Origin of the sequence: Acidovorax sp. M14 (assembly GCF_049331375.1) — a bacterium.
Taxonomy (GTDB): domain Bacteria; phylum Pseudomonadota; class Gammaproteobacteria; order Burkholderiales; family Burkholderiaceae_C; genus Acidovorax.
In genome coordinates, this window is the sequence record NZ_CP186263.1 from 785,645 (window position 1) to 808,805 (window position 23,161).

19 protein-coding genes are annotated in these 23,161 nt (G+C 64.6%); 12 read left to right on the forward strand and 7 right to left on the reverse strand.

The window, feature by feature from the left end:
* Window positions 1-566: 566 nt before the first annotated feature.
* The 11 genes from ACOYR4_RS03685 to ACOYR4_RS03735 all read left to right on the forward strand — a co-directional run bounded on the left by ACOYR4_RS03685 (window position 567) and on the right by ACOYR4_RS03735 (window position 13,093).
* On the forward strand, window positions 567-1,316 hold the full coding sequence (locus ACOYR4_RS03685; protein WP_422848675.1) for a TetR family transcriptional regulator: 750 nt from the start codon (window positions 567-569) through the stop codon (window positions 1,314-1,316).
* 24 nt (window positions 1,317-1,340) lie between these two features.
* Window positions 1,341-2,270 (forward strand): SDR family oxidoreductase, encoded by a 930-nt coding sequence (locus tag ACOYR4_RS03690; protein ID WP_422848676.1) that lies wholly within the window; start codon window positions 1,341-1,343, stop codon window positions 2,268-2,270.
* Window positions 2,267-3,880 carry an acyl-CoA carboxylase subunit beta gene (locus tag ACOYR4_RS03695; RefSeq protein WP_422848677.1) on the forward strand — a complete coding sequence of 538 codons (1,614 nt, stop codon included), beginning with the start codon at window positions 2,267-2,269 and terminating at the stop codon, window positions 3,878-3,880. Before ACOYR4_RS03690 ends, ACOYR4_RS03695 begins: the two co-directional genes overlap by 4 nt.
* Window positions 3,881-3,903: 23 nt before the next feature.
* Window positions 3,904-5,034: a DNA alkylation repair protein gene (locus tag ACOYR4_RS03700; RefSeq protein ID WP_422848678.1), complete on the forward strand. Its 1,131-nt coding sequence runs from the start codon at window positions 3,904-3,906 to the stop codon at window positions 5,032-5,034.
* A 45-nt stretch (window positions 5,035-5,079) separates the two neighbouring features.
* Window positions 5,080-6,249: an acyl-CoA dehydrogenase family protein gene (locus ACOYR4_RS03705; RefSeq protein WP_422848679.1), complete on the forward strand. Its 1,170-nt coding sequence runs from the start codon at window positions 5,080-5,082 to the stop codon at window positions 6,247-6,249.
* A 171-nt stretch (window positions 6,250-6,420) separates the two neighbouring features.
* Complete coding sequence (locus ACOYR4_RS03710) at window positions 6,421-7,224, forward strand: enoyl-CoA hydratase/isomerase family protein (protein ID WP_422848680.1); 804 nt, start codon at window positions 6,421-6,423, stop codon at window positions 7,222-7,224.
* 109 nt (window positions 7,225-7,333) lie between these two features.
* Complete coding sequence (locus ACOYR4_RS03715) at window positions 7,334-9,268, forward strand: biotin carboxylase N-terminal domain-containing protein (protein WP_422848681.1); 1,935 nt, start codon at window positions 7,334-7,336, stop codon at window positions 9,266-9,268.
* Window positions 9,265-10,437 carry an acyl-CoA dehydrogenase family protein gene (locus ACOYR4_RS03720; protein ID WP_422848682.1) on the forward strand — a complete coding sequence of 391 codons (1,173 nt, stop codon included), beginning with the start codon at window positions 9,265-9,267 and terminating at the stop codon, window positions 10,435-10,437. The genes ACOYR4_RS03715 and ACOYR4_RS03720 overlap by 4 nt, the downstream gene beginning before the upstream one ends.
* An 18-nt stretch (window positions 10,438-10,455) precedes the next feature.
* On the forward strand, window positions 10,456-11,337 hold the full coding sequence (locus ACOYR4_RS03725) for a 3-keto-5-aminohexanoate cleavage protein (RefSeq protein WP_422848683.1): 882 nt from the start codon (window positions 10,456-10,458) through the stop codon (window positions 11,335-11,337).
* 50 nt (window positions 11,338-11,387) lie between these two features.
* Window positions 11,388-12,311 (forward strand): hypothetical protein, encoded by a 924-nt coding sequence (locus ACOYR4_RS03730; RefSeq protein ID WP_422848684.1) that lies wholly within the window; start codon window positions 11,388-11,390, stop codon window positions 12,309-12,311.
* Entirely contained in the window at window positions 12,308-13,093 is a 786-nt protein-coding gene (locus tag ACOYR4_RS03735) for an HIRAN domain-containing protein (protein WP_422848685.1), read from the forward strand. The genes ACOYR4_RS03730 and ACOYR4_RS03735 overlap by 4 nt, the downstream gene beginning before the upstream one ends.
* 31 nt (window positions 13,094-13,124) lie before the next feature.
* On the opposite strand, the gene ACOYR4_RS03740 is transcribed toward ACOYR4_RS03735, so the two are convergent.
* Both ACOYR4_RS03740 and ACOYR4_RS03745 read right to left on the reverse strand, forming a co-directional pair.
* On the reverse strand, window positions 13,125-15,296 hold the full coding sequence (locus ACOYR4_RS03740) for a 3-hydroxyacyl-CoA dehydrogenase NAD-binding domain-containing protein (protein ID WP_422848686.1): 2,172 nt from the start codon (window positions 15,294-15,296) through the stop codon (window positions 13,125-13,127).
* Between the two features lie 22 nt (window positions 15,297-15,318).
* A complete protein-coding gene (locus ACOYR4_RS03745) occupies window positions 15,319-16,524 on the reverse strand; it encodes an acetyl-CoA C-acetyltransferase (protein WP_422848687.1) in 1,206 nt (401 codons plus the stop codon).
* Between the two features lie 146 nt (window positions 16,525-16,670).
* On the opposite strand from ACOYR4_RS03745, the gene ACOYR4_RS03750 reads away from it, so the two are divergent.
* Window positions 16,671-16,973: a hypothetical protein gene (locus tag ACOYR4_RS03750; RefSeq protein WP_225581100.1), complete on the forward strand. Its 303-nt coding sequence runs from the start codon at window positions 16,671-16,673 to the stop codon at window positions 16,971-16,973.
* An 84-nt stretch (window positions 16,974-17,057) separates the two neighbouring features.
* Here the strand turns inward: ACOYR4_RS03750 and ACOYR4_RS03755 are convergent, their stop codons facing one another.
* The 5 genes from ACOYR4_RS03755 to ACOYR4_RS03775 all read right to left on the reverse strand — a co-directional run bounded on the left by ACOYR4_RS03755 (window position 17,058) and on the right by ACOYR4_RS03775 (window position 23,155).
* Window positions 17,058-18,221, reverse strand: a complete 1,164-nt coding sequence (locus ACOYR4_RS03755; RefSeq protein ID WP_056059377.1) for an acyl-CoA dehydrogenase family protein — start codon at window positions 18,219-18,221, stop codon at window positions 17,058-17,060.
* A 126-nt stretch (window positions 18,222-18,347) separates the two neighbouring features.
* Window positions 18,348-19,514, reverse strand: a complete 1,167-nt coding sequence (locus tag ACOYR4_RS03760; protein WP_422848688.1) for an ABC transporter substrate-binding protein — start codon at window positions 19,512-19,514, stop codon at window positions 18,348-18,350.
* A gap of 119 nt (window positions 19,515-19,633) precedes the next feature.
* Window positions 19,634-21,490, reverse strand: coding sequence for an AMP-dependent synthetase/ligase (locus ACOYR4_RS03765; protein ID WP_422848689.1), 1,857 nt, complete (start codon window positions 21,488-21,490; stop codon window positions 19,634-19,636).
* 7 nt (window positions 21,491-21,497) lie between these two features.
* Entirely contained in the window at window positions 21,498-22,319 is an 822-nt protein-coding gene (locus tag ACOYR4_RS03770) for an ABC transporter ATP-binding protein (protein ID WP_422848690.1), read from the reverse strand.
* Window positions 22,316-23,155 (reverse strand): ABC transporter ATP-binding protein, encoded by an 840-nt coding sequence (locus ACOYR4_RS03775; RefSeq protein WP_422848691.1) that lies wholly within the window; start codon window positions 23,153-23,155, stop codon window positions 22,316-22,318. The genes ACOYR4_RS03770 and ACOYR4_RS03775 overlap by 4 nt, the downstream gene beginning before the upstream one ends.
* Window positions 23,156-23,161 lie beyond the last annotated feature (6 nt).

A 23,161-nucleotide genomic window follows, 5' to 3' on the forward strand; every position in this document is an offset into this window, starting at 1 on the left:
GCCGAATAGCCAACATCCATTCGGGCCATTGCTGCGCTCGGCCTAGCCTGCGCAGCGCGTGGCGCTTGCGCCCGCGAAACGGGGCCGAGCGCAGCGCAGCGAAGCAATGGCCCGTGTGGATGTCCGTTTTGGGTTCCCTTCTGCGCGTGCCGAGAAGCGCAGGGCAGGGGGTGCGTGCGTGTGCCGAAGGAAACACGCACTTCGTGCACTGACTTGCCGCAGTTGTTTGAACGGAGCGCGTAGCGCGCAGTGAGTTCTGCGGCGCACCCTCTGTCCGAGCATCGCAGGTTGCCCGTAGCGCAGCGAAGGGACGCGCGCAGTAGGGTCGCCCTTTCTTTGGTGACTTTCTTTCGGCGACGCGAAAGAAAGTTACTCGCACGCCGGGCGACTCCCGGCCTCCGTCCTTTACACAAGCACGCCGTTTGATTCCAAATACACGGCAAGTCAGGGATGGGTCACAAGCGCCTCATCTTGAACAGTACCTCATCTCAATCACGCGTTGACAAGCTACTATTTTTACAAAGCACTTGCTTGCTAAAAATAATCAGGTTTGCTATCGTGCCAGCATGGATTCACCCGTGCCGCGCACCAGCGCCATCGCCCCCGCTCCCAAGAAACCCCCGGCCCGCCCCCGCAGCAAGGCCGCAGCCTCCTCCAGCGCCAATTCCGCACCCAACGCAACCCCTGCAGAGCCAACCCCCACCCGTCGCCCGCGCGGCCGCCCTCGTAAAACCGCCGAAGAACTCGACGACGGCAACCGCCGCCGCAAGCTCATGGATGGCGCAGCCAAGCTCTTCCGCACCCAGGGCTTCGCTGCCACCAGCACGCGCGACATTGCGGCGGCGGCAGGCATGCACAGCGGCTCGCCCTTCTACCATTTCGAAAGCAAAAGCGCGCTGCTCTACGCCGTGATGAGCGAGGGCATGACCATTGCCGCGCAAAGCCAGCAGCAGGCACTCGATGCACTGCCAGCCCAGGCCACCCCGCGCGAGCAGCTGCACACGCTCATCCGTCACCACTTCGAGATCCTGCTCGGGCCGCGCAGCAGCTTCATCCCCGTGATGTTGTACGAATGGCGCTCGCTCACGCCTGCGCAGCGCAAGGGCATTGCCCGCATCAAGGACAGCTACGAGGCCACCTGGATGCCCGTGCTCGAAGCGCTGGCACAGCAGGGCGCCCTGCAGGCCGAGCCCGGTGTGGCGCGGCTGTTCATCTTTGGGGCGCTCAACTGGGCGGTGCAATGGTTCTCGCCCAAAAAGGGCAAGTCGCTCGACGCGCTCACCGATGAGGCCCTCGCCTTGTTCATCCGTTCATAACAACCCCATCAAAGCAGAGTCACCATGGCCCCCACCGCGCGCAACGCCTACCAGTCTGTGTTTGCTCCGGGCCTGTTTCAGGGGCAGGTGGTGGTGGTCACCGGCGGCGGCTCGGGCATTGGCCGGTGCACGGCGCACGAACTGGCGCACCTGGGCGCGCATGTGGTGCTGGTGGGGCGCAAGCCTGAAAAGCTGCTGGCCGTGGCCGAAGAGATCACCGCCGATGGCGGCCGCGTGTCCTGCGAGGTGTGTGACATCCGATCCGAAGAAGGTGTGGTGGCGCTGGTGCAGCAGATCATCGCTGCGCAGGGCCGCATCGATGCGCTGGTCAACAACGCGGGCGGGCAGTTCATGTCGCCGCTCGAATCCATCAGCGCCAAGGGCTGGGAGGCGGTGCTGCACACCAACCTCACGGGTGGCTTCTTGATGGCGCGCGAGTGCTACCGGCAGTGGATGGCGCAGCACGGGGGCTCCATCGTCAACATCGTGGCCGACATGTGGGGCTCCATGCCGGGCATGGGGCACAGCGGGGCTGCGCGAGCGGGCATGGTCAGTTTCACCGAAACCGCTGCGCTGGAATGGGCACACAGCGGTGTGCGCGTGAACGCCGTGGCGCCAGGCTATATCGCCTCCAGCGGCATGGACAACTACCCGCCCGAGGCGGCAGAAATGCTGCGTGCTATGCCGCGCACGGTGCCGCTCGGCCGCTTTGGCAACGAGGCCGAGGTGTCGGCCGCAATTGCCTTTTTGCTCAGCCCGGCAGCCAGCTTCATCAGTGGCACCACGCTGCGGGTGGACGGCGCACGGCCCCAGGTGCGCATGGGCTGGCCGCAGCGCCCGCCTGGTGCCACTGCCGCAGCACACCCGGCCGTGCGGCCGTTTGACGGCTTTCATCGCGCGCAGGTGCCGCAGGTGTTTGCGCCTTCCCACACCCCCAAGACTGAGGCCGCATGACCGCCGTCTTCACTTCCCGATTCAACCCAGGCAGCGCCGAGGCCACGCAGCGCCGCGCAGCGCTGCAGGCCCGGCTGGACGCCCTGCGCGCGCTGGAAGAGCGTGCCACCGCCGCCTCGGCCCGGTCCCTGCCCCAGTTTGAAAAACGCGGCCAGCTGCTGCCGCGCCAGCGCGTGGCACTGCTGCTGGATGCGGGTGCGCCCTGGCTGTCGCTGTGCACGCTGGCGGGCTACCTGCAGGACGTGAAAGACCCCGAGAAGTCTGTGCCCGGTGGCGGCATGGTCGCGGGCATCGGCTTTGTCAATGGCGTGCGCTGCATGGTGGTGGCCAGCGATTCGGGCATCGAGGCCGGCGCCATCCAGCCCATGGGCCTGGAAAAGATCTTGCGCGTACAGGAAATCGCGCTGCAAAACCGCTTGCCGTTCATCCACCTGGTGGAGAGCGCGGGTGCCAACCTCATGCGCTACCGGGTGGAGGGCTTCGTGCACGGCGGCACGCTGTTCCGCAACCTCGCGCGGCTGTCGGCGGCGGGCATTCCGGTGATTACCGTGCAGCACGGCTCGGGCACCGCAGGCGGCGCCTACATGCCGGGGCTGTCGGACGTGGTCATCATGGTGCAGGGCCGCTCGCGCGCCTTTCTGGCTGGGCCCCCGCTGCTCATGGCCGCGACGGGTGAGATTGCGACGGAAGAAGAACTGGGCGGCGCCGAGATGCACACCGCCGTCTCGGGCCTGGGCGAATACCTGGCCCAGGACGACCGTGAGGCGATTGGCCTGGCACGCGATGTGGTGGCGCAGCTGGGGTGGAACATGCCCCGGCGACCCAGCGCACCCGGCCCCAGCTTGCCGGCAGACGACCTGTTGTCCCTGATGTCTGCCGACCTGCGCCAACCCGTGGACATGCGCGAGGTGATGGCGCGGCTGGTGGATGGCTCTGAGCTGCTCGAGTTCAAGGCCCGCTACGGCGTGGCCACTTTGTGCGCGCAGGGCCACATCCAGGGCCATGCGGTGGGCTTCATCAGCAACAACGGCCCCATCGACGTGGCAGGCGCCAACAAGGCCACGCACTTCATCCAGTGGATGTGCCAGCTGGGCCACCCCATCATCTACCTGCAGAACACCACGGGCTACATGGTGGGCAAGGACAGCGAGCAGGGCGGCATGATCAAACACGGCAGCAAGATGATCCAGGCAGTGACCAACGCCACCGTGCCGCAGATCACCATCCAGTGCGGTGCCAGCTTTGGTGCGGGCAACTACGGCATGTGCGGTCGGGGCTATGCGCCGCGTTTCCTGTTCAGCTGGCCGGGCGCCAAGACGGCCGTGATGGGCGGTGAGCAGGCTGCGCGCACCATGCAGATCGTGACCGAGGCAGCGCTCGCTCGCAAAGGCATCACGCCCAACCCCGCCGAATCGCAGGCCCAGTTCGACAAGATCGTCGCCATGTTCGAGGCCCAGGCCGATGTGTTCTACACCAGCGGCCTGCTGCTGGACGACGGCGTGATCGACCCGCGCGACACGCGCGCCGTGCTGGCGTTTTGCCTGGACACCTGCGCCGAGGCCCAGGCCCGCACGCTGCGGCCCCTGAGCTTTGGCGTGGCGCGGATGTAAGCGCTTCGCACGCAATCTCCACGATGGCCGAGCCTCTCAAATACCTGCTGAACGACACCGCGCCCCCGCGCATCGCGGCCATGGTGCGGCGCGCGTGGCGCGAGTTCGATACCACCGCGTTTCTGCAGCAAGTAGGGCCCGGCTACGAATCGCTGGAGCTGATGGAACGCGGCCAGCGCATTGCGCAGGCTCTGCAGTCGCACCTGCCGCAAGATGTGCCACGCGCACTGCGCGTGCTGGTTGATTCCATGGACCCGCCCATGGGCATCGATGCGGCGGGTGAGCCCGATGCGGGTGACCGCCCCTACAGCGCCTTTCTGTACCTGCCCCACAGCATCTACATCGGCACGCAGGGGCTTGCGCATTTCGAGGCGGCCATGGCCGCGCAGCACGCGCTCACGCAGCGTTTTACGGCCGAGTTCTGCATACGCCCCTACCTGCTGCACCACCAGGGCGCCACACTCGCGCGGCTGCGCAACTGGGCGCAGGATGGCAACGCCCATGTGCGCCGATTGGTGAGCGAAGGCACGCGGCCCCGCCTGCCCTGGGCGCCGCGTTTGCCTGCATTCCAGAACAACCCGCAGTTGGCCCTGCCGCTGATCGATGCGCTCAAGGACGACCCATCGTCTTACGTGCGTCGCTCCGTGGCCAACCACCTGGGCGATATCGCCAAGGACCACCCCGACCTGGCCGTGGGCACCGCGCGCACCTGGCTGCAGGGCGCACCCGCCCCGCGTGAAGCCCTGGTGCGCCACGGCCTGCGCTTTCTCATCAAACGGGGCGACGCCGCTGCGCTCGATGCCCTGGGCGTAGGCCATGCCGTGGCGCTGGACGTGCGGTCCGCGCGCGTGCTGCCCGCCCGCGCCCGCATCGGCGACAAGGTGCGCATCGAGGTCGAACTGCACAACCCCATACCCCAGCCCCAGCGCGTGCTGGCGGACCTGAAGGTGCACTACGTCAAGGCCCACGGCGGTGCGGCGCCCAAGGTGTTCAAGCTGCAGACGCTGGACATTCCGCCCGGCGCCACCATGGTCGTGGGCAAAACCCTGTCACTGCAGCAGATGACCACGCGCACCCATTACCCCGGCGCGCACCGGGTGGAGCTGGTGCTCAACGGCCGACCCCAGCCGCTGGGGCAGTTCCAGCTTTCGTGATCGAGGTTTGCAGGCACACCCACAACACCGCAGGAGACAAGCACCATGCAGTTCACGCACGAGCACCGAGAGATCCAGAAGACCCTCAAGCGCTTCATCGACGAAGAGATCAACCCCCACGTGGACGAGTGGGAGGCGGCCGAGATATTTCCCGCGCACGAGGTCTTCAAGAAGATGGGCAAGCTGGGCCTCTTGGGCCTGTGCAAGCCCGAGGAATACGGCGGGCAGGGGCTGGACTACTCGTACAGCCTGGCCATGGCCGAGACGCTGGGCCATGTGCACTGCGGCGGCGTGCCTATGGCGATTGGCGTGCAGACCGACATGTGCACCCCGGCGCTTGCGCGCTACGGCAGCGAAGAGCTCAAGCGCCAGTTTCTGGCGCCAGCCATTGCGGGCGACATGGTGGGCTGCATCGGCGTGAGCGAGCCGGCGGCGGGCAGCGATGTGTCGGGCATCAAGAGCGTGGCCCGCAAGGATGGTGACGACTACGTGATCACCGGCCAAAAGATGTGGATCACCAACAGCCTGCAGGCCGACTGGATGTGCATGCTGGTCAACACGGGCGAGGGCCCCGTGCACAAAAACAAAAGCCTGGTGATGGTGCCCATGCGCGACGGGCCCGGCGGCAAGCTCACGAAGGGCATTGAAGTGGCGCAAAAGATCCGCAAGATTGGCATGCACAGCAGCGACACCGGGCTGATCTATTTTGACGAAGTGCGCGTACCGCAGCGCTACCGCATCGGTGCCGAAGGCCAGGGATTCATCTACCAGATGCAGCAGTTCCAGGAAGAGCGCCTGTGGTGCGCCGCCAGTACGCTCGAATCGCTGAACCACTGCATCCAGTGGACCATCGACTACGCGCAGGAGCGCAAGCTCTTTGGCGCCACGCTGGCCGACCAGCAGTGGGTGCAGTTCAAGCTGGCCGAACTCAAGACCGAGGTCGAAGCGCTGCGCGCACTCACCTACCGCGCCTGCGACCTGTATGTGAACGGGCAGGACGTGCTGGAGCTGGCCAGCATGGCCAAGCTCAAGGCCGGCCGCCTGAACCGCGAGGTGCCAGACACCTGCCTGCAGTTCTGGGGCGGCATGGGTTTCACGCTGGAGAACAAGGTCTCGCGCATGTACCGCGACGGGCGGCTGGCGTCGATTGGCGGCGGTGCGGACGAGGTGATGCTGGGCATCCTCGCCAAGCTCATGGGCATCGCCAAGAGATGAGCAACACCCCCCTGAGCGACTTCGTCGCTTCCCCCCGCTCTCGCATTGCTGCGCAATGCGGGCAGGGGGACGCAGCCCTCGCTGCGGGGCGGCCCTTGCTCGGCTGCCTTGGCACTGGGCCGCGCCAGTTTCGTATGTCGTGTGTAGCGCGCAGCACGGTGGAGACCTGACATGCCTTTACAGATAACCCGCGCGCCGCTGGCTAGCAGCAGCGTGGAAACCTGGACGCTCAACGACCCCGCCAGCCGCAATGCGCTGTCCGAGGCCGTGGTTGAGGGTTTGATAGCCGCGTGTGAGCGGGCTGCAAGCGATGCCGACCTGCGCGGCGTGGTGCTGCGGGGTGCCGGTGGGCACTTCTGCGCGGGTGGCAGCCTGGGCGGTTTTTCCAAGACCATCGGCCAGCCCCTGGCTGCGGGCGAGGCTGACCCGCTCGTGCCACTGAACCGCCGCTTCGGTGCGCTGCTGCAGGCTCTGTGTGCGTTGCCGCAGTGGTTCATCGTATCGGTCGAAGGTGCTGCGATGGGCGGCGGCTTTGGTCTGGTGTGCTGCGCTGATCAGGTGCTGGCCCATACCAGCGCGCAGTTCGCCACGCCCGAGGTCACGCTGGGCATCGTGCCTGCGCAGATCGCGCCCTTTGTGGTGCGGCGCCTGGGCCCAGCGGCAGCGCGGCGGTGTTTGTTGACAGGCGAGCGCTGGGATGCTGCGACAGCTCAAGGTGCGGGGCTGGTGGATGAGGTGGTCGCTGGCGACATGGAGGTTGCTGTGCAAGCCGCCATCGCGCGCCACGCCGCCGCAGCGCCGCAGGCCGTGGCCGCTACCAAACGTTTGTTGCTGGCCCAGCCCGAGACGCCATTGCCCGCGCTGCTGGATGATGCAGCGATGGCTTTTGCGCAAGCGCTGCGCGGGCCTGAGGTGCCGCAAGGGCTGGCGGCGTTTGCTGCGCGCAAGGCGCCGCCCTGGAGTGCGAAGCCATGAAAAAGATACTGATCGCCAATCGCGGCGTTCATGCCGCAGGCATGGCGAAGCAGATTGCCCGTGCACGCGCAGCGTGCAGGCGGGCGATGGAGCCGCGAGGGCTCAGCCTATGAAAAAAATCCTCATCGCCAATCGCGGCGAGATCGCCCGCCGCATCATCCACACCGCCCATCGCATGGGCATCGAAACGGTTGCCGTCTACTCCGATCCCGATGCTAACGCACTGCACGTGCGCGAAGCCACCCAGGCCGTGGCGCTGGGCGGTGCGGCCAGTGCCGACACTTATCTGCGCACCGACAAGCTGCTCGCCGCCGCCCGCGCCACCGGGGCCGATGCGGTGCATTCCGGCTATGGCTTCCTCAGCGAGAACGCCAACTTCGCTCAGGCCGTTATCGATGCAGGCTTGAGCTGGATCGGCCCGCCGCCCGGCGCCATCCGCGCGCTGGGCAGCAAGGCCGGTGCCAAGGCGCTGGCCCAGGCGCATGGCGTGCCCTGCCTGCCCGGCTATGCGGGGGAGGACCAGAGCGACGAGCGTTTTGCCGCCGAGGCCGCGCGTATCGGCACGTCCCTCATGGTCAAGGCCGTGGCGGGTGGGGGAGGGCGCGGCATGCGCCTGGTCACCGACCTGGCGCAGTTGGCCGCCGCACTGGCGAGTGCCCGGTCCGAAGCGCTGGCGGGCTTTGGCTGCGGCGACTTGCTCATCGAGCGCGCGCTGCTGCAGCCGCGCCATGTGGAAGTACAAGTCTTTGCCGACGCTCACGGCGCCTGCATCCACCTGGGCGAGCGCGATTGCTCGGTGCAGCGCCGCCACCAGAAGATCATCGAAGAGTCGCCCAGCCCTGCCGTGGACGCTGCGCTGCGCGAGCGCATGGGTTCCTGCGCCGTGGCGCTGGCTCAGGCGGCTGGCTACGTAGGCGCGGGCACGGTGGAGTTTCTGCTGGATGGTGAAGACTTCTACCTGATGGAGATGAACACCCGCCTGCAGGTGGAGCATCCGGTGACCGAAGCGCTCACGGGGCTGGACCTGGTGGAATGGCAAATCCGCGTGGCTCGGGGCGAGCCGCTGCCGCTCACGCAAGATCAGGTACATCTGCAAGGCCACGCCATCGAAGTGCGTCTGTGTGCCGAAGACGCGCACTTCCGCCCCCACACGGGCCGCGTGCTGCAGTTCAGCGCGCCGCCCGCCACCGCCTTTGAGCGGGCCGCGCCCGGTGCACTGCGCTTTGACCACGCGTTGGAAGCGGGGGCAGAGGTCACGCCTCACTACGACGCCATGCTGGGCAAGCTCATCGTGCACGCGCCCACGCGGACCGAGGCCATTGCCGCGCTGGTGCGCGCGCTGCACAGCACCCGTGTGCTGGGCCTGCCCACCAACCGCGCGTTTCTGGCGGCCTGCCTGCAGCACCCGGTGTTTGCCAGCGGCCATGCGCTGGTGCCGTTCCTGGCGGAGCATGCCCAGGAGTTGCAGTGTTTGCTATCAAATAGTGAGCTTTCAGTGCATATTCCTTCGGCGCTATCGGCCATTTTTGCTTCAAATCCGATGTCAGACCTGCCTTGTGCCATGGCCAGGCCCCTCCGGCTGCGCCACCAGGGCGAGTTGCACTCCATCGCCGTGCGCGAGCTGGGCGGTGGGCGGTTGCAGGTGGAGCAGGCCGGGGCAGAACCTGTGACATTGCAACTGCCCCAGCGCGGTGTGTATTCCGTGGCGGTGGGCCCGAGGCGCTGGCACTGGCAAACCGGCGGCGTGGACGGCTGGGTGGAAGACGCATCGTGGCAGCCCGCAGCGCGCGCAGATGCGGCGGGCGGTGCTACGGAGTTGCACGCCCCCTTCAACGGCAAGGTGGTCGCACTGCCCGTGGCAGCAGGCCAGGCGCTGGCGGCAGGCGATACGGTGGTGGTCATCGAATCCATGAAGCTCGAACACAGCCTGGCCAGCCCCGCAGCCGCCACCGTGGCCGAGCTGCTGGTGGCGCCCGGCCAGCAGGTGTCGCCCGGCCAGGTGCTGGCCCGCTTTGCACCCGCCACGCAAGGAGCGCCCGCATGAACGCCACGTCCAATGCGACCTCAGTGAGCGAGGAAGACCGCGCCGCGCTCACCGACACCGTCACCCGCTTTGCCCGCACCGAGATCGCGCCGCACGTGGATGCGTGGGACGCGGCCGGTGAATTCCCCCGCAGCCTGTACCGCCGCGCTGCCGACCTGGGCGTGCTCGGCCTGGGCTACCCTGAGCAGTACGGTGGCACACCCGCCAGCTACCAGCTGCGCCTGCCGCTGTGGCGCGCGCTCAGCCGCCACGGCGCCAGCGGTGGCGTGCTGGCCAGCCTGCTCTCGCACAACATCGGCCTGCCGCCGGTGCTGGCGCATGGCAGCGATGCCGTGCGTGCCGAGGTGATCCCGCCCGTGCTGGCGGGCGAGCAAATCGCTGCGCTGGCGATTACCGAACCCGGTGGCGGGTCCGACGTGGCCCAACTCAAGACCACGGCGCGGCGTGAAGGCGATGAGTACATCGTCCACGGCGAAAAGGTGTTCATCACCTCCGGCATGCGCGCGGACTGGATCACGGTGGCGGTGAGGACCGGGGAGGCCGGAAGCAAGGGCAGCGCAGGCATCTCCATGCTGCTCATCCCCGGCCACAGCGCAGGCCTGTCGCGCAGCAAGCTCGACAAGATGGGCTGGCTCTGCTCCGACACTGCCCACCTGCGTTTTGACAACGTGCGTGTGCCCGCCCGCTACCTGCTGGGCGAAGAGGGCGCGGGCTTTCGCATCATCATGGCCAACTTCAACGGCGAGCGCTTTGGCCTGGCCGCATCGGCTTTGGGCTTTGCCGAAGCCTGCTACGACGAAGCCCTGGCCTGGGCCCGCCAGCGCAGGACCTTTGGCGCCGCGCTGGTCGAGCACCAGGTCATCCGCCACAAGCTGGTGGACATGCAGATGCGCATCCAGTCCACCGCCGCGTGGTGCGAATCTGTGGCCGCGCAAGCCGACGCTGGGCGCACAGGGCCCGATTGGGTGGCTCAGGTGTGTTTGCTCAAGAACCACGCCACCCAAACCATGCAGTTCTGCGCCGACCAGGCCGTGCAAATCCTGGGCGGCATGGGTTACATGCGCGGCACCGTCAGCGAGCGCATCTACCGCGAGGTCAAGGTCATGATGATCGGCGGCGGTGCGGAAGAAATCATGAAAGACCTGGCTGCACGACAGCTCGGCATTTGAATGAAGGAGACAGGCCCCATGCACAGCACCGACCACGGCAACAAAGCCATCATCACCTGCGCCATCACCGGCGTGCTGACCGACCCCGGCCAGCACCACGTGCCCGTCACGCCCGAGCAACTGGCCAAAGAGGCCCGCCGTGCCTACGACGCAGGCGCCGCCGTGGTCCACGTGCACTTTCGCAACCAGGAGCCCAGCAAGGGCCACTTGCCCAGCTGGGACCCGCAGGTGGCGCGCGACTGTGTGCAAGCCATGCGTGAGGCCTGCCCGGGTTTGATCATCAACCAGACCACCGGCGTGGTCGGCCCCCACTACCAGGGCCCGCTCGACTGCCTGCGCGCCACCCGCCCCGAGATGGCGGCGTGCAACGCCGGATCGCTCAACTACCTGAAGGTGCGCAGCAACGGCACCTGGGCCTGGCCGCCCATGCTGTTCGACAATCAGCCCGCCAAGGTCAAGGACTTCATCGACGTGATGCTGGAAACCGGCACGCTACCCGAGTTTGAATGCTTCGACGTGGGCATCGTGCGCTGCGTGGAGATGTATGTGCAGACCGGCATGTACACCGAGCGCCTGCCCGAATACAACTTTGTGATGGGCGTCGAATCCGGCATGCCTGCGGACCCGGACCTGCTGCCCATCCTGCTCAAGCTCAAGATCAAGGACGCCCCCTGGCAAGCCACCGTCATCGGCCGCAGCGAGATCTGGTCCGTGCACCAGCGCGTGGCCGAACTGGGCGGGCATTTGCGCACGGGGCTGGAAGATACGTTCTATCTTCCGGATGGGACCAAGGCAGATTCAAACGGGCCGTTGATTGAGCAGCTGGCGCAGTACGCGCGCAATGCGGGGCGGGAGGTGGCTTCTCCGCAGGAGGCGCGGGGGATGTTGGGGCTTGCGTAGGTTGGTCTGAGTTTCGCGCTCATAGTTCCCCAAGTCTGTAGACTTGGAGCGTGTTTGACATCCATGAAATTCCTCAAGGGGCCGCTCAATCGACTGAACCGCTTGGGACGAAATACAAGTTCTGGTATCAAGACCCGACTTTCGGTATGACCCTTTTCAAAGAGGGGCGTCCAAATACGGGAGAGAATTGGGCGGAGAAGATCGCATGCGAACTCGCCCGCAGTCTTCATTTGCCCCATGCAAATTATGAATTTGCTCGCTATGAAGGTCGGTCAGGAATAATTACAAGGTCACTTGTAGATCGTGGTGCTCGTGTGATCCATGGCAACGAACTTCTAGCCTCCTTCACCACTGACTATGCGTCTCGTGACGGTGGAGCGTATAGGAACAGTAGCCACACCCTACGGCGCGTCCTTGCTTACTTCAGGAGTAGCACAGATTTTCTGGGTGCTCCTTATGGCTGGGCGACATCACCCAGGCTTCAAACCGCCCTTGATTTTTTTATTGGCTATCTCATGTTCGACGCGTGGATTGCGAATCAGGATCGGCACGATGAGAACTGGGGCGTGCTGAGAATGAATGATGGCAATCTCTTTCTGTCACCAAGCTTTGATCACGGTTCGAGCATGGCCCGCAACGAGCCTGATGCGCGGAGATTGGAAAGGCTGACCACCAAAGATTTGCCTCGCCATATCTCCAGGTTTGTCTGCCAAGCTCGAAGCGGATTCTTTCCCGCTGGAGCACAAGGGAAAGTTCCAGCCTTGTTTACGCTTGATGCCTTTCTGCAAGCGGCAAGTCAAAGTCCTGCTGCCGCTACAGAGTGGTGCGAACGTTTGCGTGCAATAGACGATGCTCAAATAGAGTCAATCGTTCGAAAAGTTCCTGGTGACTGGATGTCCGAGCCAGCAAGAATTTTCACCAGCCAGTTGCTTCTACTGAATCGTCATCGAATTTTGCAGGCTTTTTTTTCATGAACCGTCTTTTCGTTGCTGCTCAGAACTTAGATTCGCGCGAGTGGGTGCCTGTCGCGGAACTCACGCAGTTAAGTGAGGGGTATGAGCTCCGCTATACACAAGGCGCGACTCGAGTGCCTGGGTTTGTCGGCTTCGGTCGCATGCAAGCCCTCGATAAGATTTACCACTCTAGTGGGCTCTTCCCATTTTTTGCGAATAGGTTGATCGCCAAATCTCGTCCAGAGTATCGCGACTACCTGAGATGGCTAGGGCTGGAGAGCGCACCAAAAAATCTTCTTGAGGTACTCGCCATTTCTGGAGGAGCACGTGCAACAGACAGTTTTGAGTTGGTTGCGCCTCCAGTCTCTGACGGTGAGACGCTTCGACTGAGATTTTTCCCTAGAGGCCTGAGGTATCTACCAGCAGCATCTATTCAGTTGCTTTATGAGCAAAGAGATGGCGCCCCGTTGGTTCTGATGAAGGATGTTCAGAACGAGAAGGATGGAGGCGCCCTCGCCATCCGTACCGTTGAACAGACAACCGTACTTGTTGGCTATGTGCCCCGCTACTATTGCAAAGGCATTGGACGTCTCTTGGATCGTGCCCCACAAGATGTGAGGCTAACCATTCAAAGAGTCAACCATGACGCCCCCTTGGATATGAAGCTGCTCTTGGCTATTGAAGCGCCTATCCCAGCCGGGTTTGATCTATTGGACGATGTGTCGGATTTCCATCCTCTAACTAATGTAGGGACGGAAAAGATGTCGGCAGAGATCTTTTCTCGTACGGTTTTGGATATCTAAGTAGTGGCTCTGAGTTTGCCCATCATTTACATCAATAACTAGGGCGGTATTGTTCGAGAGTTGAAGCTAGGTTTTCACTTACGGTAAAGCCCTGTCCGAAACACGCTGACAACTCTTTCGCACGCTGAAGGAACGCCTCCACCCCAGTTCCATAAATGAACTGCATCGCCCCCCCCGTCCACGCCGGAAACCCGATCCCAAAAATCGACCCGATGTTCGCGTCATGCACGCTGGTCAGCACGCCCTCGGCCAGGCAGCGCGCAGTCTCAATGGCCTGGCGGTAGAGCAGGCGGTCCTGAATCTCCTGCACACTCCATTCCACGCCGGGCTTTTCGAACAGAGGTTTCAGCTCTGCCCACAGGTGCTTCTTGGCGCCTGTGGGGTAGTCGTAAAAGCCGCCGCCACCGGCGCGGCCGGGGCGCTTCAGTTCCTTGACCATGCGCTCCACCAGCAGCTCGCCGGGTGTGGCGGTGTAGGTTTTGCCTTCGGCGGCGTAGTCGGCACGGGTCTGGTCCAGCACATGCACGCTCAGGGTCAGTGCGGTTTCGTCCAGCACGGCCAGCGGGCCCACAGGCAGGCCCGCTTGCATGGCGGCGTTTTCAATCGCGGCGGCGGGGATGCCTTCGCCCAGCATGGCGGCGCCTTCCATCACAAAGGTGCCAAAGGTGCGGCTGGTGTAGAAGCCGCGTGAGTCGTTGACCACGATGGGCACCTTGCCCAAGGCCTGCACGTAGTCGAAGGCGCGGGCCACGGTTTCGTCGTCCGTCTGTTTGCCGCGAATGATCTCCACCAGCTTCATCTTGTCCACGGGGCTGAAGAAGTGGATGCCGACAAACTTCTCGGGCCGGCTGCTGGCCGTGGCCAGGCCGCTGATGGGCAGGGTGGAGGTGTTGCTGGCAAAGAAGCCGCCGGGCGCCAGCTGCGGCTCGGCCTCTTGCGTGACTTTGGCCTTGAGGTCGCGGCTTTCAAACACGGCTTCGATGATGAGGTCGCAGCCCGCCAGGTCTGCCGCGCTGGCGGTGGGCGTGATGCGCGCCAGCAGCGCCTGCTGCGCCTCGGCCGTCATGCGGCCCTTGTCCACGCGGGCCTGGGTGAGCTTGGCGCTGTAGGCCTTGCCGGCCTCGGCCTTCTCGATGCTCACGTCCTTGAGCACGGTGGCGATGCTCCGGCTGGCCTGGGCCCAGGCGATGCCCGCGCCCATCATGCCCGCGCCCAGGATGCCGACCTTTTGCGGCTTGTAGCGTGGAGCCGAGCCTGGGCGTGACTTGCCGCTCTTGATCGCGTTCATGTCGAAGAAGAACGTGTTGATCATGTTGCGCGCCACGGGGCCGGTCATCAGGCGGGCGAGGTAGCGGCTTTCGATGCGCAGGGCGGTGTCGTAGTCCACCATCGCGCCTTCGACCATGGCGGCCAGCGCGGCCTCGGGCGCGGGATAGCGGCCGCGCGTGGTCTTCTTGAGCATGGCGGGCGCGACGGTGAGGGCGCCTGCAATCTTGGGGTTGGCGGGCGTGCCGCCGGGCATCTTGTAGTTTTTGTCATCCCACGGCTGCACCGCGTGCGGGTGGGTGGCGATGTGGGCCAGGGCGGCGGGCAGCAGTTGCTCGCGCGTGGCAACCAGCTCGTGCACCAGTTGCAGTTCCAGCGCTTCGGCGGGGTTGAAGAGCTTGCCTTCCAGGATGTAGGGCTGCGCGCCCATCAGGCCAAGCAGGCGCGTCATCTTGGTCACGCCGGTGGCGCCGGGCATCAGGCCCAGCGTGACCTCGGGCAGGCCGAACTGAATCTTGGGGTCAGCCACGGCGATGCGGTAGTGGGCGACCAGGGCCACCTCCCATCCGCCGCCAAGCGCCGCGCCATTGAGGCAGGCCACCACCGGTAGCCCCAAAGTTTCGAGCGTGCGGAAGTGCTTCTTCATGCGCTCGATTTCGCCGAAAACGGCAGGAGCATCCCCAGGTGTCAGGCGCATGGTGGCCTTGAGGTCGGCGCCCGCAAAGAAGCTGGTCTTGGCCGATGCCAGCACGATGCCTTTGAGGGCAGTGCCCAGGCGTTCGCGGTCGCCCAACACCTGTGCGGTGACTTCGCCCAGCTCCTGCTGCCACTGGCGGCACATGGTGTTGACGGGCGAGTTGGCTTCGTCAAACGTGATGACGGCGACCTGGCCTTCGGTGCCCTGGGCGGGGATGAGTTCGTAGCGGATGGTTTGCATGATGTTCTTGTCTCCTGCCCGTTCAGATACGTTCAACAATCGTTGCGATGCCCATGCCGCCGCCCACGCACAGCGTGGCCAAGCCGTAGCGCTGGCCCCGGCGGTGCAGCTCGTCAATCAGGGTGCCGAGGATCATGGCGCCCGTGGCGCCCAGGGGGTGGCCCATGGCGATGGCACCGCCGTTCACGTTGACCTTGTCGTGGGGCACACCCAGCTCGCGCATGAAGCGCATGGGCACGGCGGCGAAGGCTTCGTTCACTTCAAACAGGTCGATCTGGTCGATGGTCATGCCTGCACGGGCCAGCGCCTTTTTGGCGGCGGGCACGGGGCCGGTGAGCATGATGGTGGGGTCGGCACCGCTCAGCGCTGTCGCCACGATGCGTGCGCGCGGCGTGAGGCCGTGGGCCTTGGCGGCGGCCTCGTTGCCGATGAGCACGGCGGCGGCGCCATCCACAATGCCCGACGAGTTGCCCGCGTGGTGCACGTGGTGGATGCGCTCCACCTGCGGGTAGCGCTGCAACGCCACGGCGTCAAAGCCCATGCCGCCCAGTTGCTCGAACGAGGGCTTGAGCGCGCCCAGGCCTTCGAGGGTGGTCTTAGGCTTGATGAATTCGTCTTCGGCCAGGATGGTCTGGCCAATGAAGTCGCGCACGGGCACGACGGAGTTCTTGAAGTAGCCGGCTGCGCGCGCGGCAGTGGCGCGGCGCTGCGATTCGAGCGCGAAGGCGTCCACATCGGCGCGGGTGTAGCCGTCCAGCGTGGCGATGAGGTCGGCGCCGATGCCCTGGGGCACGAACAGCGTGACGGAGTTGGTCTCCGGGTCTTGCGCCCAGGCGCCGCCGTCGGAGCCAATGGGCACGCGGCTCATGCTCTCCACGCCGCCGGCTACCACCAGATCCTCCCAGCCGCTGCGCACTTTCTGTGCGGCCAGGTTCACGGCTTCGAGGCCCGAGGCGCAAAAGCGATTGACCTGCACGCCCGCACAGCGAAAGTCCCACCCGGCCTTGAGCGCGGCCACCTTGGGCAGCACCGAGCCCTGCTCGCCCACGGGCGAGACGATGCCCATGACCACGTCGTCCACCGCGGCGGTATCAAAGCGGTGGCGCGCTTGCAGCTCGGTCAGCAGGCCCACCAGCAGGTCGATGGGCTTGACCTCGTGCAGGGTGCCGTCCTTTTTGCCCTTGCCGCGCGGGGTGCGCAGCGCGTCGAATACATAGGCTTCGGTCATGAGTGGTCTCCGGTGGTTTCTCTGAACTTCAAGCGGGTATCGTGGTGAAGCCGCTGGGCTGGCCCACGCCGCTACAAGGTGCTTTCTGACGCGGGTGCAGTGGTTTTTGCACTATCTTTCGGCGGTTGCTATCTACATTTCTGGCTATGGAACGAAATACATCCCCTGCATTGCAGCGCATCGCGCGCAGCGCCATCGAATACGACGACACGCGCGAAGGGTTTGCGCTGGAGCACCATGTCGTGCTGGCGGCATCCAGTGCGCTGGCAGTGGCGGCCTTCATGGCGCCCAGCCGCAGCTCAGCGGCCATACGCGGCATTGGCGCAGGCTTGCTGCTGATGCGCGCGCTGAGCGGCAGCCAGGGTGTGCGCTCCTGGCTGAATGTGACCGACCGCCGCCCCGGTGCGCCACTCAGCCCTGAGGAAGCGCGCGCCGCCTGGTATCTGTAACGGTATTCGACGCCCATTGGCGGGTTATGACGGGCGCTGTGCGGAGCATCGTGCACTGCGTGGCTCATGGCGCGGTGCATGCGGCTATTTACCCAGGCCCATGGCACGTGCAATCACTTCTTTCATGATCTCGTTGGTGCCGCCGTAAATGCGCTGTACGCGTGCGTCGGCATAGGCGCGGGTGATGGGGTATTCCCACATGTAGCCATAGCCTCCAAACAGCTGCACGCATTCGTCCATCACCTTGCACTGCAGGTCCGTCGTCCAGTACTTGGCCATGCTGGCGGTTTCGGTGTCGAGCTGATCGCGCACGATCAGCTCACAGCATTTGTCCACGAACACGCGGGCCACCTGCACCTGCGTTTGCAGCTCGGCCAGGGTGTGGCGGGTGTTCTGAAAGGACGCTACGCTCTGGCCAAAGACCTTGCGCTGCTTGACGTAGTCCAGCGTCCAGTCGATGGCGGCCTGGGCGGCCGCCACGGCAGTGATGGCGATCTGCAGGCGCTCCCAGGGCAGCTGCTCCATCAGGCAGATAAAGCCGCGCCCTTCCATGGCGGGGCCGCCCAGCAGGTTGTCCACCGGCACCTGCACGTCGTTGAAGAACAGCTCGGACGTGTCCTGCGCCTTCATGCCCATCTTCTTGAGGCGCTGGCCTTTTTCAAAACCGGGCATGCCGCGTTCCACCAATAACAGGCTGGTGCCCTTGGCGCCCGCAGCCGGATCGGTCTTGGCGACCACGATCACCAGGTCGGCATGCCAGCCGTTTGTGATGAAAGTCTTGCTGCCGTTTAGCACATAGTGACTGCCATCGGCGCTCTTGATAGCGGTGGTCTTGATGCCTTGCAGGTCGCTGCCCGCAGCCGGCTCGCTCATGGCGATGGCGCCCACCACGGCGCCGCTTGCCATCTGCGGCAGGTACTTCTGTTTCTGGGCTTCAGTGCCGTAGTGCAGGATGTACGGCGCCACGATCTCGCTGTGCAGACCAAAGCCGATGCCCGTGGTGCCCGCGCGCGCCAGCTCTTCCATCTGCGCCACCGAATAGAGCTTGTCGGCCCCAGCGCCGCCATACTCCTCGGGCAGGCTCATGCACAGAAAGCCGTTGGCGCCCGCCTGGCTCCACACCTCGCGCGCCACATAGCCCTGGTCTTCCCAGGCGGCGTGGTGGGGCGTCACTTCCTTGTCGATGAAGCGGCGAAAGCTGTCGGCAAAGGCCTGGTGGTCGGGTTGGAAGAGGGTGCGTTCGATCATGGTGGGCAACCAGGTTATTTATGCAAAGTTACTGCTTGGTTAAATTCTGCCACCGACTGAGCCCGGATGCACCCCCTGAAACGCAAAAGCCGCCCGAAGGCGGCTTGAAGGAGGCGGGTCAGGCGCTCATGGCTTGACGTAGTCGGAGACCACCTTCCATTTGCCGTCCTGGATCTGCGACAAGCGCGAGAGGTCACTGCCCAGGCGCTTTTGTGGGCCAAAGGTGCCTTCGGCGCTGCCGAACATGTCGGGCGGGATCACCATGGTGTCCATGGCCTTGATGAAGCTGTCGGTGTTCAGGTTGGGGCCTGCCTTTTGCGCGGCCTTGATGAAGGCATCGATGGCGTTGTAGCCATAGACCGAGAAGACGGTGGGGTCTTCATTGAACTTGGTCTTGTACTTGTTGGCCCAGAAGCGGATGGGCTGGCTGGCTTCATCCAGGTAGGGGTGTTGCACCGTCATGGTGGCGTACAGCCCGTCCATGGGCTTGCCGCCCAGCTTGTGGATGAGGTCGGTGTAGGCGGCGCTGGAGCCCAGGAAGGTGGGGTTGAAGCCCGTCTTGCGTGCCTCGCCAATCGTGCCAATGGTCTCGCGGATGATGGTGCCCAGGATCACGAAGTCGCATTCGGACGACTTCATCTTGGCGACCTGTGAGGAGAAGTCGGTGGCGCCGCGCTTGTAGGAAGTCTTCTCGGTGAAGTCCATGCCGATGGACTTGAGTGCTGCCTCGCCGCCGCGCATCACCTCCAGGCCAAACTCATCGTCTTGGTAGATGGTGCAGATCTTCTTGGCGCCTTTTTCCTTGATGAGCTTGGGGGCTGCCAGGCGGATCTGGTCGTAGTAAGTGGCGGCAAACGAATACTTGAGCTTGTGGAAGGGCTCGTACATTTCCCGCGCGGCCGTCACGGGGAAGAAGTTGATCACGTTCTTGCTGAACTGCACGGGCATGGCCGCCAGGTTCTGCGCGGTGCCGATGTGCGCGATCATCATGAAGATCTTGTCCTGGTTCACGAGCTTTTGCGCGGCCAGCACGGCTTTCTTGGGGTCATAGCCCGAGTCTTCCACCTTCAGGTCCAGCTTGCGGCCGTTCACGCCGCCTTGCTCGTTGGCCTCGTCCACGCGCAGCATCATGCCCAGCCGTACCTGCTTGCCAAAGCCCGCCAGCGGGCCGGACAGATCCTGGATGGAACCCAGCGCGATGGTGTCCTTGCTCACGCCCTGGCTGGGCTGCGCCTGTGCAGCACCTCCGGCCATGGCCACGATGGCCAGCGCGGCAATGTGATGAAGTTTCATGGCACGTCTCCTTCGGTTGGATCGAACTCGGTTGCTCGTTATAGAACGATGCCCGGGGTGGGGCACCAGCACTTTCCCTATCCTGACGGGCGTAGCCTTTAGTTGCGTGACGTGCGCACCTACCGGTACATGGCCTCGATCTGGGGGGCGTATTTCTGCTGCACCAGCTTGCGCTTGAGCTTCATGGTGGGTGTCAGCTCTTCATCCTCGGCCGTGAGCTGGGTGTCGAGCAGGAAGAACTTCTTGATCTGCTCCACACGGGCGAACTTGGTGTTGACGCGGTCGATCTCGCCCTGGATCAGCTCCTGCACCTCGCGCGTGCGGGTCAGGCTGGCGTAGTTGGAGAAGGGCACGTCGTGGTCCTGCGCGTACTTCTCCACGTTCTCCTGGTCGATCATGATGATGACCGTGAGGTAGGGCAGCTTGTCGCCAATCACCACCGCATCGGTGATGTACGGGCTGAACTTGAGCTCGTTCTCCAGCTCGCTGGGCGTGATGTTCTTGCCACCCGCCGTGATGATGATGTCCTTCATGCGGTCGGTGATGCGCAGGTAGCCGTCCGCATCGATCAGCCCCACATCGCCCGTGTGCAGCCAGCCGTCGGGGTCGATGGTTTCGGCCGTCTTCTCGGGCTGGTTGAGGTAGCCCTTGAACACATTGGGGCCGCGCACCAGGATCTCGCCGGTGGCGGGATCGATGCGCACCTCGTTGTAGCTGGCTGCTGGGCCGATGGAGCCGGGCTTGATGCGGGTGGCGGGCACACCCGTCGAAGCACCACAGGTCTCGGTCATGCCCCACACCTCCAGCATGGGAACGCCCAGCGCCAGGTACCACTTCACCAGCTCGGGCGAGATGGGGGCTGCCCCCGTGACGAGGAAGCGCGCACGGTGGATGCCGATGAGCTTGCGCACATTGTTCAGCGCAAGAAAGCGCGCGAGCATGAACTGCGCCTTCAGCAGGCCACCCACTGGCTGGCCCGCCAGCACACGGTCTGCAATGCGCGTGCCCACACCAATCGACCAGGCATAGGCCGCCTGCTGCAGCCGCGTGGATTCCTTGAGCGCGATCATCACGCCCGAATAGAACTTCTCCCACACGCGCGGCACGGCGGTGAACACCGTGGGTGCGATCTCGCGCACGTTTTCGGGCACGGTGTCGGGGTTCTCCACAAAGTTCAGGCGCGCACCGGTATAGAGCGAGAAGTATTCACCCCCCATGCGCTCGGCGATGTGGCAGAGGGGCAGAAAACACATGGTCTCGTCAGCCTCACTGCGCGAGATCAGCGTGTTGTAGCCGCGCACGGTGTAGGTGAGCGCAGCGTGCGTGTGCATGGCGCCCTTGGGCTTGCCGGTGGTGCCCGAGGTGTAGACCAGAATGGCCAGGTCTTCGGGGCGGCAGGCCTTGACGCGCTGCATCAGTGCGTCGGGGTGTTGTGTGTTCCACGCGCGGCCCAGCTCGCGCAGGTTCGCAAGGCTCAACACATCGGGGTCGTTCAGGCTGCGCAAGCCCTCCATGTCGAACACCACCACCTTGCGCAGCAGGGGCAGGTTGTTGCGCACTTCCAGCGCCTTGTCGAGCTGCTCGTCGTCTTCCACAAACAGTACGGTGGTGCGCGAGTCTTCACACAGGTAGTGCACCTGCGCCGCAGCATCGGTGGGGTAGATGCCGTTGGCCACGCCGCCGCAGCTCAGCACGGCCAGGTCGGCCAGCACCCATTCGATGTTGGTGTTGGACAGGATGGACGCGCATTCACCCGGCGCAAAGCCCAGCGACATCAGGCCGCCGGCTATCTCCCGCACGGCCTCGGCCGTCTGGTCCCAGGTCCAGCTCTTCCAGATGCCCAGCTCCTTCTGGCGCATCCACACGCGCGGGCCGCGCTCGGCCACGGCGTTCCAGAACATGGCGGCGATGGTATCGCCCGCGAGCACGTCGGTGCCTGCGGGCTGGATGTGATCGAGGTCCCAGAGATTGCTCATGTTGTCCTCATCGCCATGTTTTCTTCTTTTTCCACCTGCGCTCACCGCGCACGCCTTCATCCTTCATGCCAAGGTAGAACTCCTTGATGTCGTCCTTCTCGCGCAAGCGCTCGCAGCTGTCTTCCATCACGATGCGGCCGTTCTCCAGCACATAGCCGTAGTCCGATGCGTTGAGCGCCATGTTGGCGTTCTGCTCCACCAGCAGGATGGTGGTGCCGCGCTCGCGGTTGATGCGCACCACGATCTCGAAGATCTCCTTGGTGAGCTTGGGGGACAGGCCCAGGCTGGGCTCGTCCAGCAGGATCAGCTCAGGGTTGGCCATGAGCGCGCGCGAGATCGCCAGCATCTGCTGTTGCCCGCCTGATAGCAGGCCGGCGTCCTGCGCGGCGCGCTCCTTCAGAATGGGGAAGTAGCCGAACACGGTTTCGATGTCGCGCGCCACGCCATCTTTGTCGGCGCGTGTGTAGGCACCCATGAGCAGGTTGTCGCGCACCGAGAGCAGGGGGAACACCTCGCGCCCCTCAGGCACATGCATCAGGCCCCGGCGCACGATGGCGGCCGGGTCGTTGGCGGTGATGTCGGCGCCCTGGAATTCGATGGAGCCCTTGCGCGGGTCGATGATGCCGCTGATGGTCTTGAGGATGGTGGTCTTGCCCGCCCCGTTGCTGCCCAGCACGGCGGCGATCTCGCCCCGCCGCACCTGCAGGCTCACGCCCCGGATGGCCTTGATGGGGCCATAGGCGCTCTCCACGTTCTGCAGGCGCAGCAGAGGCTGGTCGGCGGCGTTGGCCGCTGTGCTGGTGGCGGGGGTGGACAGCACGGCGCTCATGTGCGGACTCCCATGCTGGAACCCGCTGGGCGGCGCAGGTTGCTCACATCGTCGATGGTGCCCAGGTACGCCTCGATCACCCCGGGGTGCGACTGCACTTCGCGCGGCGTGCCCATGGCCACCACCTCGCCCTGGTTCATGGCCAGCACGCGGTCGGACACCTTGGACACCAGCGACATGTCGTGCTCCACCATCAGCACCGTGATACCCAGCTCGTGCTGGATGTCCTGAATCCAGAAGGCCATGTCGTCGGTCTCTTCCACGTTCAGGCCCGACGAGGGCTCGTCGAGCAGCAGCAGCTGCGGCTCGGTGCACAGCGCGCGGGCCAGCTCCACCACCTTGCGCACGCCGTAGGGCAGGCCGGCCACCATGGTGTCGCGGTAGTGCTGCAGGTCGAGAAAATCGATGACCTGCTCGGCCTTCTCCCGGGCCTGAACTTCGCCTTCGCGCACCTTGCGTGTGAAGAACATCTCAGCCCACAGGCTGCTGTGCTGCCGGGTGTGGCGGCCGATCAGCAGGTTGTGCAGCACGCTCGCGTGCTCGAAGAGTTCGATGTTCTGGAAGGTGCGCGCAATGCCCAGGCCCGCCACCTTGTGCGGCGGCTGGTCGGTCAGCGGCAGCATGGCGCCGCCGGGGCCAGCATAGGCAATGGTGCCGGTGGTGGGCGTGTAGATGCGGCTGATAAGGTTGAACACCGTGGTCTTGCCCGCGCCGTTGGGGCCGATGAGGGTGAACACCTCGCCGCGCCGCACGTCAAAGCTCACGTTGTTGACGGCCAGCACGCCGCCAAAGCGCACGCTCAAGTTCTGGGCCGAAAGCAGAACGTCTTGGTTCATGGTGGT

Bases quoted from the DNA above. Each gene is read 5' to 3' on its own strand.
- ACOYR4_RS03685 (WP_422848675.1), top strand. From the start codon at position 567: ATGGATTCACCCGTGCCGCGCACCAGCGCCATCGCCCCCGCTCCCAAG.
- ACOYR4_RS03690 (WP_422848676.1), top strand. From the start codon at position 1,341: ATGGCCCCCACCGCGCGCAACGCCTACCAGTCTGTGTTTGCTCCGGGC.
- ACOYR4_RS03695 (WP_422848677.1), top strand. From the start codon at position 2,267: ATGACCGCCGTCTTCACTTCCCGATTCAACCCAGGCAGCGCCGAGGCC.
- ACOYR4_RS03700 (WP_422848678.1), top strand. From the start codon at position 3,904: ATGGCCGAGCCTCTCAAATACCTGCTGAACGACACCGCGCCCCCGCGC.
- ACOYR4_RS03705 (WP_422848679.1), top strand. From the start codon at position 5,080: ATGCAGTTCACGCACGAGCACCGAGAGATCCAGAAGACCCTCAAGCGC.
- ACOYR4_RS03710 (WP_422848680.1), top strand. From the start codon at position 6,421: ATGCCTTTACAGATAACCCGCGCGCCGCTGGCTAGCAGCAGCGTGGAA.
- ACOYR4_RS03715 (WP_422848681.1), top strand. From the start codon at position 7,334: ATGAAAAAAATCCTCATCGCCAATCGCGGCGAGATCGCCCGCCGCATC.
- ACOYR4_RS03720 (WP_422848682.1), top strand. From the start codon at position 9,265: ATGAACGCCACGTCCAATGCGACCTCAGTGAGCGAGGAAGACCGCGCC.
- ACOYR4_RS03725 (WP_422848683.1), top strand. From the start codon at position 10,456: ATGCACAGCACCGACCACGGCAACAAAGCCATCATCACCTGCGCCATC.
- ACOYR4_RS03735 (WP_422848685.1), top strand. From the start codon at position 12,308: ATGAACCGTCTTTTCGTTGCTGCTCAGAACTTAGATTCGCGCGAGTGG.
- ACOYR4_RS03740 (WP_422848686.1), bottom strand. From the start codon at position 15,296: ATGCAAACCATCCGCTACGAACTCATCCCCGCCCAGGGCACCGAAGGC.
- ACOYR4_RS03745 (WP_422848687.1), bottom strand. From the start codon at position 16,524: ATGACCGAAGCCTATGTATTCGACGCGCTGCGCACCCCGCGCGGCAAG.
- ACOYR4_RS03750 (WP_225581100.1), top strand. From the start codon at position 16,671: ATGGAACGAAATACATCCCCTGCATTGCAGCGCATCGCGCGCAGCGCC.
- ACOYR4_RS03755 (WP_056059377.1), bottom strand. From the start codon at position 18,221: ATGATCGAACGCACCCTCTTCCAACCCGACCACCAGGCCTTTGCCGAC.
- ACOYR4_RS03760 (WP_422848688.1), bottom strand. From the start codon at position 19,514: ATGAAACTTCATCACATTGCCGCGCTGGCCATCGTGGCCATGGCCGGA.
- ACOYR4_RS03765 (WP_422848689.1), bottom strand. From the start codon at position 21,490: ATGAGCAATCTCTGGGACCTCGATCACATCCAGCCCGCAGGCACCGAC.
- ACOYR4_RS03770 (WP_422848690.1), bottom strand. From the start codon at position 22,319: ATGAGCGCCGTGCTGTCCACCCCCGCCACCAGCACAGCGGCCAACGCC.
- ACOYR4_RS03775 (WP_422848691.1), bottom strand. From the start codon at position 23,155: ATGAACCAAGACGTTCTGCTTTCGGCCCAGAACTTGAGCGTGCGCTTT.